This is a genomic window from Streptomyces sp. NRRL WC-3605 (assembly GCF_001509795.1).
Taxonomy (GTDB): domain Bacteria; phylum Actinomycetota; class Actinomycetes; order Streptomycetales; family Streptomycetaceae; genus Streptomyces; species Streptomyces viridochromogenes.
The window spans coordinates 86,441-98,040 of sequence record NZ_LLZN01000052.1 but is presented as its reverse complement, the minus strand read 5'-3'; the positions used below and the strand labels follow the sequence as shown (position 1 = coordinate 98,040).

At 73.8% G+C, this 11,600-nt stretch carries 11 protein-coding genes; 4 read left to right on the top strand and 7 right to left on the bottom strand.

Annotation, left to right across the window (positions count from 1 at the left end):
- Nucleotides 1–47 precede the first annotated feature (47 nt).
- Both ADL34_RS15600 and ADL34_RS15595 read right to left on the bottom strand, forming a co-directional pair.
- Nucleotides 48–710 (bottom strand): response regulator transcription factor, encoded by a 663-nt coding sequence (locus ADL34_RS15600; protein WP_062739789.1) that lies wholly within the window; start codon nt 708–710, stop codon nt 48–50.
- Between the two features lie 229 nt (nt 711–939).
- Nucleotides 940–1,617 (bottom strand): DUF3000 domain-containing protein, encoded by a 678-nt coding sequence (locus ADL34_RS15595; protein WP_079034190.1) that lies wholly within the window; start codon nt 1,615–1,617, stop codon nt 940–942.
- Between the two features lie 105 nt (nt 1,618–1,722).
- Here ADL34_RS15595 and hemE point away from each other — a divergent pair, with 105 nt between their 5' ends.
- Nucleotides 1,723–2,778 (top strand): uroporphyrinogen decarboxylase, encoded by a 1,056-nt coding sequence (gene hemE / locus ADL34_RS15590; RefSeq protein WP_062668631.1) that lies wholly within the window; start codon nt 1,723–1,725, stop codon nt 2,776–2,778.
- Nucleotides 2,779–2,823: 45 nt separating this feature from the next.
- Here hemE and ADL34_RS15585 read toward each other — a convergent pair whose 3' ends face one another.
- Nucleotides 2,824–3,642 carry a rhomboid family intramembrane serine protease gene (locus ADL34_RS15585; protein WP_062668630.1) on the bottom strand — a complete coding sequence of 273 codons (819 nt, stop codon included), beginning with the start codon at nt 3,640–3,642 and terminating at the stop codon, nt 2,824–2,826.
- 124 nt (nt 3,643–3,766) lie between these two features.
- Here ADL34_RS15585 and ADL34_RS15580 point away from each other — a divergent pair, with 124 nt between their 5' ends.
- Nucleotides 3,767–4,090, top strand: coding sequence for a hypothetical protein (locus ADL34_RS15580; RefSeq protein ID WP_079034189.1), 324 nt, complete (start codon nt 3,767–3,769; stop codon nt 4,088–4,090).
- Between the two features lie 20 nt (nt 4,091–4,110).
- Here ADL34_RS15580 and ADL34_RS15575 read toward each other — a convergent pair whose 3' ends face one another.
- Together ADL34_RS15575 and ADL34_RS15570 are read right to left on the bottom strand one after the other, a co-directional pair.
- Nucleotides 4,111–5,508 carry an FAD-dependent oxidoreductase gene (locus tag ADL34_RS15575; protein WP_062668629.1) on the bottom strand — a complete coding sequence of 466 codons (1,398 nt, stop codon included), beginning with the start codon at nt 5,506–5,508 and terminating at the stop codon, nt 4,111–4,113.
- Nucleotides 5,509–5,535: 27 nt separating this feature from the next.
- Nucleotides 5,536–6,540: a DUF4349 domain-containing protein gene (locus tag ADL34_RS15570; RefSeq protein ID WP_062668628.1), complete on the bottom strand. Its 1,005-nt coding sequence runs from the start codon at nt 6,538–6,540 to the stop codon at nt 5,536–5,538.
- A 187-nt stretch (nt 6,541–6,727) separates the two neighbouring features.
- Here ADL34_RS15570 and hemG point away from each other — a divergent pair, with 187 nt between their 5' ends.
- Together hemG and hemQ are read left to right on the top strand one after the other, a co-directional pair.
- Nucleotides 6,728–8,209 carry a protoporphyrinogen oxidase gene (hemG, locus tag ADL34_RS15565; protein ID WP_062668627.1) on the top strand — a complete coding sequence of 494 codons (1,482 nt, stop codon included), beginning with the start codon at nt 6,728–6,730 and terminating at the stop codon, nt 8,207–8,209.
- 4 nt (nt 8,210–8,213) lie between these two features.
- Nucleotides 8,214–8,945 carry a hydrogen peroxide-dependent heme synthase gene (hemQ, locus tag ADL34_RS15560; protein WP_062668626.1) on the top strand — a complete coding sequence of 244 codons (732 nt, stop codon included), beginning with the start codon at nt 8,214–8,216 and terminating at the stop codon, nt 8,943–8,945.
- A gap of 64 nt (nt 8,946–9,009) precedes the next feature.
- Here hemQ and ADL34_RS15555 read toward each other — a convergent pair whose 3' ends face one another.
- Together ADL34_RS15555 and ADL34_RS15550 are read right to left on the bottom strand one after the other, a co-directional pair.
- Nucleotides 9,010–10,653: an alpha/beta hydrolase gene (locus ADL34_RS15555; protein WP_062668625.1), complete on the bottom strand. Its 1,644-nt coding sequence runs from the start codon at nt 10,651–10,653 to the stop codon at nt 9,010–9,012.
- Nucleotides 10,654–10,757: 104 nt separating this feature from the next.
- Complete coding sequence (locus tag ADL34_RS15550) at nt 10,758–11,573, bottom strand: TIGR04222 domain-containing membrane protein (RefSeq protein ID WP_062668624.1); 816 nt, start codon at nt 11,571–11,573, stop codon at nt 10,758–10,760.
- Nucleotides 11,574–11,600: the final 27 nt, after the last annotated feature.

The window sequence follows — 11,600 nt, the reverse complement described above, 5'->3', positions numbered from 1 at the left end:
GTTCACCTCGGTGGACGGGCGGGCGGGTCGGCCGGACGGGTGGGGGTTCAGTGGATGATGCCGGTCCGCAGGGCCACGGCGACCATCCCGGCGCGGTCGCCGGTGCCGAGCTTGCGGGCGATGCGGGCGAGGTGGCTCTTGACGGTCAGGGCGGACAGGCCCATCGAGACGCCGATGGCCTTGTTCGACTGGCCCTCCGCCACCAGCCGCAGGACCTCGACCTCGCGGCCGGAGAGTTCGCGGTAGCCGCCCGGGTGGCTCGGGGCACCCGGGTGGCGGCGGTGCATACGGGCGGCGGCGGAGCCGATGGGGGCGGCACCGGGGCGGGTGGGGAGCCCGAGGTTGGTGCGGGTGCCGGTGACGACGTAGCCCTTCACACCGCCCGCGAGGGCGTTGCGTACGGCGCCGATGTCGTCGGCGGCGGAGAGGGCGAGGCCGTTCGGCCAGCCCGCGGCGCGGGTCTCGGACAGCAGGGTGAGGCCGGAGCCGTCGGGGAGGTGGACGTCGGCGACGCAGATGTCGCGGGGGTTGCCGATGCGGGGACGAGCCTCCGCGACGGACGAGGCTTCGATGACGTCGCGCACACCGAGCGCCCAGAGGTGGCGGGTGACGGTGGAGCGGACGCGCGGGTCGGCCACGACCACCATGGCGGTCGGCTTGTTCGGGCGGTAGGCGACCAGGCTTGCGGGCTGCTCGAGGAGAACGGACACCGGGCCTCCTGGGGTGCGGGGACGGCTTTCAAGGTCACAGTCGTCTTCGGCACCAAACCTCTGGCCCTTTAGGGAAAGATCACGATTTAGTGAGTAACAATTGGGGCAATTCGGACAGGTGGTCGATCGTTCGAGACCGATATCGGTTCGATCGAGGGCGGTTTCCTGACCGAAAGTGGCCGTATCGACAAAGTGACGGGCGGGGCGGACCCCTCGGTCCGCCCCGGTGTCAGCGTGCCTGCGGGTCGCGGCGCTGCGGCAGCGTCACCACCGAGGCGTCCCCGGGGCCCGCCGGCGGCAGTCCCGCGACCTGGGCGAGCAGATCGCACCACGACGTCAGATGGGCCGCGGTGTCCGGGACGCCGCCCAGGCCCTCCCGCGGCGTCCACGAGGCGCGGATCTCGATCTGCGAGGCCGCCGGGCGCTCCGACAGCCCCCCGAAGTAGTGAGAGCTCGCCCGGGTCACGGTGCCGCTCGGTTCCCCGTACGACAGCCCGCGCGCCTGGAGCGCGCCGGTCAGCCAGGACCAGCACACCTCGGGCAGCAGCGGATCGGCGGCCATCTCCGGCTCCAGCTCCGCGCGCACCAGCGTCACGAGACGGAACGTCCCCCGCCAGGCGTCGTGCCCGTCCGGGTCGTGCAGCAGCACGAGACGGCCGTCGGCCAGGTCCTGGTCGCCGTCGACGACGGTCGCCTCCAGCGCGTACGCGTACGGGGCGAGACGCTGGGGCGCCTTGGTCTGCTCCACCTCGATCTGCGGGCGCAGCCGGCTGCCGCGCAGGGCCTCCACCGCGGCTCGGAAGGCCGGCGGGGCCGTACTCCGCGCATTGCGCTCCGCCTCTCCGCCGCCCTTCGCGTCATCCGCTCCGCCAGTGCCGTCCGACAGTCTTCCCTGAGCCGCAGCCATGCCGGGAAGATTAAGGGGAACAGGGGCCGCGTGCAGGGAGGGACACCCGGACATCACCGCCGCCCCCGGCGCCCGGCCCTCCCCGGCCGTGCGAGACTTGGGCCCGTGAGTGCCAACCAGACGCCGCCGTCCGCCCCGTACGACTCCGCCTTCCTCAAGGCGTGCCGGCGCGAGCCGGTGCCGCACACGCCGGTGTGGTTCATGCGGCAGGCCGGGCGCTCACTGCCGGAGTACCGCAAGGTCCGCGAGGGCATCGGGATGCTCGACTCCTGCATGCGCCCCGACCTGGTCGCCGAGATCACCCTGCAGCCCGTCCGCCGGCACGGCGTCGACGCGGCGATCTACTTCAGCGACATCGTCGTCCCGCTCAAGGCCATCGGCGTCGACCTCGACATCAAGCCCGGCGTCGGCCCCGTCGTGGAGCAGCCCGTGCGCACCCGCGCCGACCTGGCCCGGCTGCGCGACCTCACCCCCGAGGACGTCTCCTACGTCACCGAGGCCATCGGCCTGCTGACGGCCGAGCTCGGGGCCACCCCGCTCATCGGTTTCGCCGGCGCTCCGTTCACCCTCGCGAGCTACCTCGTCGAGGGCGGTCCGTCCCGCACGTACGAGAACGCCAAGGCGATGATGTACGGCGACCCGGAGCTCTGGGCCGACCTGCTCGACCGGCTCGCGGAGATCACGGCCGCCTTCCTCAAGGTGCAGATCGAGGCCGGCGCCTCCGCCGTGCAGCTCTTCGACTCCTGGGCCGGCGCGCTCGCCCCGGCCGACTACCGGGCCTCGGTGCTGCCCGCGTCCGCGAAGGTCTTCGACGCGGTCGCCGGGTACGGCGTCCCGCGCATCCACTTCGGCGTCGGCACCGGTGAACTGCTGGGCCTCATGGGCGAGGCGGGCGCGGACGTCGTCGGCGTCGACTGGCGCGTCCCGCTCGACGAGGCCGCCCGCCGGGTCGGCCCGGGCAAGGCCCTCCAGGGCAACCTCGACCCGACCGTGCTGTTCGCCGGGACCGAGGCCGTGGAGACGAAGACGCGTGAGGTCCTCGACGCCGCCGCCGGCCTGGAGGGGCACGTGTTCAACCTCGGTCACGGCGTGATGCCGTCCACCGACCCCGACGCCCTGACCCGGCTCGTGGAGTACGTCCACACGCGTACGGCCGTCTGACCTCGCCGCGTTCGGGCCCCCGCAGCGGGCTCGGACCGGCCGCCCTCACCAGCCGGGCCGCGCCCGCCTGCCGAACAGCAGGCCGCCCGGCTCCGGGGGCGGCGGCGTCCCCGGGCGCAGCGGCCAGGCGATGGCCATGCCCGCCAGGAAGCCCACGACATGCGCCGCGTACGCCACCGTGCCCGCGTCCGAGACGCCGTCGCCGTTGGAGTACACGGCCTGGAGCACGAACCAGAAGCCGAGCACCAGCCACGCGGGCAGCCGCAGCGGCAGGAAGACCAGGAACGGCACCAGGACCCACACCCGGGCCCTCGGATACAGCACCAGATAGGCGCCCAGCACCCCCGCGATGGCCCCGGACGCGCCGATCAGCGGTTCCGCCGAGTCGTCGTTGAGCAGAGCGAAGCCGTACGAGGCCGCATAGCCGCAGACGACGTAGAACAGCAGGAACCGCACATGGCCCATGCGGTCCTCGATGTTGTTGCCGAAGATCAGCAGGAACAGCATGTTGCCCAGCAGATGCAGCCAGCCGCCGTGCAGGAACAGCGCGGTGAACACCGACAGCACCGGGGACTTGTCGTACTCCGGCGGGCCGATCACACAGCCCGGGCCGTGCGGCCCGACGGCGACACCGCCCGTGGGGACCACACCGGGCAGCTGACCGTGGATCAGCTCCCGCGGGACGGCCGCGTACTGCTCCAGGAACGCCTGCAGATGGCACAGCTGCGCCAGGCTGCTCTCCCCGGCCACGGAGCCGGCGCCGCCGGGCATGAAGAGGAAGACCAGGACGTTCGCGATGATCAACGCGTAGGTCACACGGGGCGTACGGCTGACGGGGTTGACGTCATGGACGGGGATGACCACGACACATATGTGCCCCCGATCGGTCCGTCGAACCGGTGAACACCGGCGTGTCCCGCCGCGTATGACTCGACAACCGCCCGCGGCACGGGGAAGGCGGGCCGTGGGGACGACGTGAGGACAGGCGATGAGCGACCGAGTTACTCCTGCGATACACGCACTGCCCGACGGGGAGGCCGAGATCGCCGTGGTGCTGCGGCTGCCGTGGGAGGACGTGGCCCGGCTCGGCCAGGACGCCGGGCGTCTCGCGACGCAGATGCAGCGGCCGGTGACCCTGGACGAGGCCGTCAGCCACCGGCTGCGGTCCACGCGGCCCGCCGCGGCGCACGCCAAGCCCGCGGGGGAGCAGCCCGCCGCCATGCCGAGCAGCGCGTCCGTGTCCTCGCTGCCGTCGCGCCCGCCGGCCGAGCAGGCGCGGCAGGCCATCGAGAGGATCAACGGAAGCGCGTGAGCGGCCGGCGGGCCGCCTGCTCAGGAGACGCCGTGCACCGCCTTGGACGCCTTGCGGGCCGCCACCAGGACCGGGTCCCACACCGGTGAGAACGGCGGCGCGTACCCCAGGTCCAGTGACGTCATCTGCTCCACCGTCATCCCGGCCGTGAGCGCCACAGCCGCGATGTCGACGCGCTTGCCCGCGCCCTCGCGGCCGACGATCTGCACACCGAGCAGCCGTCCCGTTCGGCGCTCGGCGAGCATCTTGACCGTCATGGGGGAGGTGCCCGGGTAGTACCCGGCGCGGCTCGTGGACTCGATGGTGGCGGTGACGTACCGCAGGCCGGCCCTGCGCGCGTCCTTCTCGCGCAGGCCCGTGCGGGCGATCTCCAGGTCGCACACCTTGCTGACGGCCGTGCCGACCACCCCGGGGAACGTGGCGTACCCGCCGCCCACGTTGGTGCCGATGATCTGGCCGTGCTTGTTGGCGTGGGTGCCGAGCGGGACGTGGCGCTCCTGGCCGGAGACCAGGTCGAGGACCTCCACGCAGTCGCCGCCGGCGTAGATGTCGGCCTGGCCGCGCACCCGCAGGGACCGGTCGGTCAGCAGCCCGCCGTGCTCGCCCAGCGGCAGGCCCGCCGCGCGCGCCAGGGTGGTCTCCGGGCGGACTCCGATGCCCAGGACGACCACGTCCGCCGGGTACTCGGCGTCCTCGGTGACGACGGCCCGCACGTGCCCGTCGTCACCGGTGAGGATCTTGGTGACCTCGGCGTCGTCCACCATGGTGATGCCGAGCCCTTCCATGGCCTCGTGCACCAGGCGGCCCATGTCCGGGTCCAGCGTCGACATGGGCTCGCTGCCCCGGTTGACGACCGTCACCTCGTAGCCGCGGTTGATCAGGGCCTCGGCCATCTCGACGCCGATGTATCCCGCGCCGACCACCACCGCGCGCCGGCCGCGCGTGCGCGACAGCGTGTCGATCAGGGCCTGCCCGTCGTCCAGGGTCTGCACCCCGTGCACACCGGGCGCGTCGGCACCCGGCATGTCGGGCCGGATCGGCCGCGCCCCGGTCGCGATCACGAGCTTGTCGTACGACGTCCAGGACTCGTCCCCCGAGTCGACGTCACGCGCGCGTACCCGCCGCCCGGCCACGTCGATCTCGGTGACCTCCGTCCGCAGGCGCAGATCGATGTCCCGCGCGCGGTGCTCCTCGGCGGTCCGCGCGATCAGCTGCTCGCGTCGCTCGACGTCGCCGCCCACCCAGTACGGGATGCCGCAGGCCGAGTAGGAGGTGAAGTGGCCGCGTTCGAAGGCCACGATCTCCAGCTCCCCGGCGTCCCTCAGCCGCCGTGCCTGCGACGCCGCGGACATCCCCGCGGCGTCGCCACCGATCACGACCAGCCGTTCCCGCACACCCCGCTCAGCGCTCATGTCCATGCGAACACGCTACGGGCGCCGCGCATTTCACGGCCGCTCGCCACCCTGTTCGCCGCCCGCACGCGTGGCGTCCGGCGCCGGACGCGCCGCCGGCAGCGGCCCGACCGTGCCCAACGGGTCCGGCGCGGCGGACCGGGCCGGCCTGCGCGGCCGCAGGACCCTCACCCACAGCAGCACGAGCAGCGCCGCGACCGCCAGGAACGGCAGCACGGCCCCGAACACCACGGCCAGCCAGCGCAGCATCGTCACGAACGCGTCCCAGCCGCCCGCGAGCGCGTCGAGGAAGCCCGGGTCGTCGTCCTCGGGAGCCGCCTTCTTCACCGGGGTCTCCGACAGGGACAGGGTGATGGTCGCGAGGCTGGTGCGGTCCTTCAGGGACGCCTGCTGGGCGAGCAGCGCCTCCAGGTCGGCCTGCCGGCTGCTCAGTTCGCCCTCCAGCGTCACCACGTCGCTCAGCCTGGTCGCCCGGTCCATCAGCTCCCGGATCCGGGCCACGCTGGCCCGCTGCGAGGTGATGCGGCTCTCCACGTCGACGACCTGGTCGGTGACGTCCTGCGCCTTGGCGCTGCGCTCGACGAGCTTGCCCGTGCCCTCCAGGTCCTCCAGGACCTCGGCGTACTTCTCGACCGGCACCCGCAGGACCACGCGCGTGCGTTCACGGCCGTCGCCGTCCCGGCGGGTGGTCTCGTCGCCGACGAACCCGCCCGCGTTCTCCACCGTGGTGCGGGCCTCGTCCAGCGCCTCGGGCACGTCCTTCACCCGCACGGTCAGCGAGGCGGTGCGGATGATGTGGGTGGCGGCCGCCTTGGGCGCCGTGGAGGGCTGCCTGCGGGAGGCCCCGCCCGACCCGGAGTCGGCGGCGCCGCCCGGGGCGACCCCCTTGGCGTCCGACCTGGCGGCCTCGCCCCCCGCCGCGGAGTCGGAGGAGGCACCGCTGTCGCCGGCGCCGCTGCACCCGGTGAGCGCGAGCGCCCCGGCCAGCAGGAGGCCGGCGAGGGCCTGGACGGATCGTGCGGAACGGCGTGCGCGCATGGCGGGTACCCCCGAGGGCTCGTCGTGGACGACTGACGATCCTTCGACGCCCGGCCCCGCCGGAACGTTGGCGGCGAACGGTCCCGATGAGGTCACGGTCGGGACTCGGCGCGGGCACACCGGGCCCGGCCGGGGTGGGCCGTACGGCCCTGGCGGCGGGGCCGGTGCCGTTTGAGAGAGTGGGATCATGCGCGCGCACACCGAGGAGCACGAGGAGACCCGTACGGGGCCCGGCGGCCGGGTCGTCGTCATCGGCGGCGGCATCGCCGGGCTGGCGGCCGCCCACCGGCTGCTGGCCGGCGGGAGGGACGTCACCGTGCTGGAGACGTCGGACCGCGTCGGCGGCAAGCTGCTGCCCGGCCGGATCGCCGGGGTGCGCGTGGACCTCGGCGCCGAGTCGATGCTCGCCCGCCGCCCCGAGGCCGTCGCCCTCGCCCGCGAGGTGGGCCTCGCCGAGCGGCTCCAGCCGCCCGCCACCGCGACCGCGTCGATCTGGACGCGCGGCGCCCTGCGCCCCATGCCCAAGGGCCATGTGATGGGCGTTCCCGGAACCGCGTCCGCCCTGTCCGGCCTGCTCTCGCAGGAGGGCCTCGCCCGCATCGAGCGCGACGCCGACCTGCCGCGCACCGAGGTCGGCGACGACGTCGCCGTCGGCGCGTACGTCGCGGCCCGCCTCGGCCGCGAGGTCGTCGACCGGCTCGTCGAACCCCTGCTGGGCGGCGTGTACGCGGGCGACGCCTACCGCATCTCGCTGCGCTCCGCCGTCCCCCAGCTCTACCAGGCCGCCCGCACCCACGACTCGCTCACCGAGGCGGTGCGCGGGATCCAGGCCGCGGCCGCCGCCCGGCAGCAGACCGGCCCGGTGTTCATGGGCATCGAGGGCGGCGTCGGACAGCTCCCCCTCGCCGTCGCCGCGTCCGTCCGCGCGCGCGGCGGCGAGATCGTCACCGGCGCGCCGGTCACCGAACTGCGCCGCGAGGGGCCCACCGGATGGCGTGTCGTCGCCGGCGACCGGGTGCTGCGCGCCGACGCCGTCGTCGTCGCCGTGCCCGCCCCGGCCGCCGCGGCACTCCTGCGGGCCGAGGCCCCCGCGGCCGCCGCCGAGCTCGACGCCGTCGAGTACGCCTCCATGGCCCTGGTCACCCTCGCCTACCGGCGCGCCGACGCCGCCGCCCTCCCCGACGGCAGCGGCTTCCTGGTGCCGCCCGTCGACGGCCGCACCATCAAGGCGTCGACGTTCGCGTCCCGCAAATGGGGCTGGATCGCCGACGAGGACCCGGACGTGCTGGTGCTGCGCACCTCCGTCGGCCGGTACGGCGAGACGGAGATCCTGTCCCGCGACGACGCCGACCTCGTCGCCGTCTCCCGGCGCGACCTCCAGGAGGCGACCGGCCTCGACGCCACGCCGCTGGAGACCCGCGTCACCCGCTGGACCGGCGGACTGCCCCAGTACCCCGTCGGCCACCACGCGCGCGTGGCCCGCGTCCGCGCGCGCGTCGCCGAACTCCCCGGCCTGGCCGTGTGCGGCGCCCCGTACGACGGCGTGGGCATCCCGGCCTGCATCGCGAGCGCCTACGCGGCGGTCGACCAGCTGGCCGGAGACCTGAGCGGTGTGCAGCAGCTCACCGCCCACCCGGTGCAGAGTCTGCACGGAGGAGCAGGAGAATGAGGACATGAGTGACGACGCCTCCACCACCGAGACCGGCAGGATCCCGAACAAGGGCAAGCTGGCCAAGGACCTCAACGAGGTCATCCGCTACACCCTCTGGTCGGTCTTCAAGCTGAAGGACGTGCTCCCGGAGGACCGCACGGGCTACGCCGACGAGGTCCAGGAGCTGTTCGACCAGCTCGCCGCCAAGGACGTGACCATCCGCGGCACCTACGACGTCTCCGGTCTGCGCGCCGACGCCGACGTCATGATCTGGTGGCACGCCGAGACCAGCGACCAGCTCCAGGAGGCGTACAACCTCTTCCGCCGCACCCGGCTGGGCCGTGGCCTGGAGCCCGTCTGGTCGAACATGGCGCTGCACCGCCCCGCCGAGTTCAACCGCTCTCACATCCCGGCGTTCCTCGCCGACGAGACGCCCCGCGACTACGTCAGCGTCTACCCCTTCGTGCGCTCCTACGACTGGTACCTGCTGCCCGACGAGGACCGCCGCCGCATGCTCGCCGACCACGGCAAGATGGCCCGCGGCTACCCCGACGTCCGCGCCAACACGGTCGCCTCGTTCTCCCTCGGCGACTACGAGTGGATCCTCGCCTTCGAGGCCGACGAGCTGTACCGCATCGTCGACCTCATGCGTCACCTGCGCGGCTCGGAGGCGCGGAGGCACGTCCGCGAGGAGGTCCCCTTCTACACCGGCCGCCGCAAGTCGGTGGCGGACCTGGTCGCCGGACTGGCCTGACCGGCACGTGACGCACGAAGGCCCGGGGGTTCACCCCGGGCCTTCGTGCGTGTGCGGTGCCTGCTCAGCCGGCGGCCTTCGGCCGCTCACCCGGCTTCGTCGCGGCCGGCCGCTTGGACGTACGCGCGTCGGCGCGCTGCGGTTCGGGCTGCGGGCGTCCCTCGCACGACGCCCGGCGCGCCGGGAGCCGTCCTTCCAGCAGATAGGCGTCGACGTACGCGTTGACGCACTTGTTGGGCCCGTAGGCGATGCCGTGCGTCCCGGCGTTGCGCTCGGTCACCAGCACCGAGCCGGCCAGCCGCCGCTGCATCTCCAGCGCCCCGTCGTACGGCGTGGCCGCGTCCCGCTCGGCCGCCAGGATCAGGATCGGGGGCAGCTCGCCCGGCCCGGTCCGCACGTCCACCGGCTGCTGCCGGGGCGCCTTCCAGAACGCGCACGGCAGGTTCATCCAGGCGTTGTCCCAGGTCTCGAAGGGTGCCACCCGCGCGAGCCGCGTGTTGTCCCGGTCCCACACCCGCCAGTCCGTCGGCCAGGGCGCGTCGTTGCACTCGACGGCCGTGTACACGGCGTTCGTGTTCTCCTCCTCGGCCGCCGCCTCCGTCACCGGTGACGCCAGCTCCACCAGCGGCTTGGCGTCGCCCTTCAGATACGCCGACAGCGCCTGCGCCCGCGAGGGCCAGTAGTCGTCGTAATAGCCGGCCTGCAGGAACGCCTCCTGCAGCTGACCCGGGCCGATCCGCCCGCCGGCCGGCTTCGCGGCCAGCCGCGCCCGCGCCTTGTCGTAGCTGCGCAGCACGGCCTGAGCGGTGCGGCCGAGTCCGTAGTCGGCGTGGTGCCGGGCCACCCACTCCCGGAAGTCCGCCCAGCGGCTCTCGAACGCCACCGACTGGGCGAGGTTGTTGTGGTACCAGATCTGCGCGGGGTCCGGGTTCACCGCCGAGTCGAACACCATGCGCTTCACGTGCGTGGGGAAGAGGTGCGCGTACAGCGCCCCGAAGTAGGTGCCGTACGAGGCGCCCATGAAGTTCAGCTTCGGCTCGCCCAGCGCGGCCCGCAGGACGTCCAGGTCGCGGGCGTTGTTCAGGGAGTTGTAGTGCCGCAGCGCGCTGCCCGCGCGCCGGGCGCAGCCACGCGCGTACGCCTTGGCCCGGGCGACCCGCTCCTTCTTGTACGCCTCGGACGGGTGGACCGGCGCGAGGGTCGGGGCCTTGAGGTACTGCCCGGCATCCTCGCAGGACAGCTTCGCGGACGGGCCGACCCCGCGCGGGGCGTAACCCACCAGGTCGTAGGCGGCCGCCAGGCGCTTCCACGCGGGCAGCACCCCGATGAGCGGGAAGTGCAGCCCCGAGGCGCCCGGACCGCCCGGGTTGTAGACCAGGGCACCCTTGCGCGGCACCCGGTGCTTGCTGTTGCCCGGGTCCCGGTGGGTGGCGCGCACGCGGCTGACGGTGAGCCGGATCTGCTCGCCGTACGGGCGGGTGTAGTCGAGGGGGACGGACACCGTCCCGCACTTCACGTTCGAGGGCAGGCCCTGGCTCTTGGGGCAGGCGCCGAAGTCGATGCCGGCGGTCTCGGCGCGCAGGGCGGCGACCGCGGTGCCGTGTCTCTCGCTCCAGCCGGGGGCGGCCCCGGTGGCTCCCGCCGGTGCGGCGGACAGGGTCGTCAGGAGCAGTGCCCCCGCGGCCGAGTAGAGGGCGGCAGCTCGCATCGCGTATCCCTTCGGTGCACGGCAGCAACAGAAGGGATATTTCGTTCGCGGGTTGAGGAAGTAAAGCACCGCCCGCCGGTGTCGGCGTCAATGCCCCCTATGCGTCACGCGATCCCGGTCGTGTCGCCGCGGTGCCGGTCCGTCCCGTGGGCCGGGTCGCGGTGCGCGAAGGCCGCCCGCAGCTCCGGCTCGCCGACCGCCCGCACGCCGCGTACGGCGACGGCGGTGAGGAAGGTGCGGTCGTCGGAGCCCCGGGAGCCCCGGGCGAGGGAGTGCAGCAGCCGCTGCCCGGCCGGGGAGGCCCACCGAGCGTACGGGGAGATCTCGACGCGGGCGATGGCCAGACAGCTCAGGGTGAGGATGAGGGGGAGCGCGAACCAGAGCGCGACCAGCTGCCCCGGCATGTCCGCGCGGCCGGGCATCAGCAGCGCGGCGGCACCGAGCACGGGCACGGCCAGGGCGGCGAACCGCACCTGGCGCATCGCCGCCGAGATGTCGCGGCGCGGCCCGTCGGGTACGGCGAGGCCCGCGCCCACCAGCCGGTCGGCGAGAGTGCCGACGGCGTCGGCGGCGGCCGCCGCGTCCCGCACCGGCGCTATCCGCGACTGGCCCTCGGGGCCGATGGCCCCGATCACCGAACGCTCCATCTCGTCGCGGCCGCGCGGATCGACCACCGTCGCCCACCCGGTGTGCGCGAGCAGCAGCCGTCGCTGCCGGGCCATCGACACGAGGGTCAGATCGGCGACCCGGCGCGGGCCGCCGGACAGGAACGCGGCCTCGTACAGGGTCAGATCGTGCCGCCGGGCGGCGGGCGCGCCGTTCACGTCCCTGGCCGCGGCGTGTACGGCGGCGAGGCACAGCCGGGTGCAGGCCGTGCCGGCGACGGCCCAGGCCAGCAGCAGGAGGAGGACCCAGAACATGCCGTTTTTCTATGCCAGAAGCACGGC

Coding starts and splice junctions, on each gene's coding strand:
- ADL34_RS15595 (WP_079034190.1), bottom strand. CDS start 1,617: ATGGCTGCGGCTCAGGGAAGACTGTCGGACGGCACTGGCGGAGCGGAT.
- hemG (WP_062668627.1), top strand. CDS start 6,728: ATGCGCGCGCACACCGAGGAGCACGAGGAGACCCGTACGGGGCCCGGC.
- ADL34_RS15575 (WP_062668629.1), bottom strand. CDS start 5,508: ATGGACATGAGCGCTGAGCGGGGTGTGCGGGAACGGCTGGTCGTGATC.
- ADL34_RS15550 (WP_062668624.1), bottom strand. CDS start 11,573: ATGTTCTGGGTCCTCCTCCTGCTGCTGGCCTGGGCCGTCGCCGGCACG.
- ADL34_RS15570 (WP_062668628.1), bottom strand. CDS start 6,540: ATGCGCGCACGCCGTTCCGCACGATCCGTCCAGGCCCTCGCCGGCCTC.
- ADL34_RS15580 (WP_079034189.1), top strand. CDS start 3,767: ATGAGCGACCGAGTTACTCCTGCGATACACGCACTGCCCGACGGGGAG.
- ADL34_RS15555 (WP_062668625.1), bottom strand. CDS start 10,653: ATGCGAGCTGCCGCCCTCTACTCGGCCGCGGGGGCACTGCTCCTGACG.
- hemQ (WP_062668626.1), top strand. CDS start 8,214: ATGAGTGACGACGCCTCCACCACCGAGACCGGCAGGATCCCGAACAAG.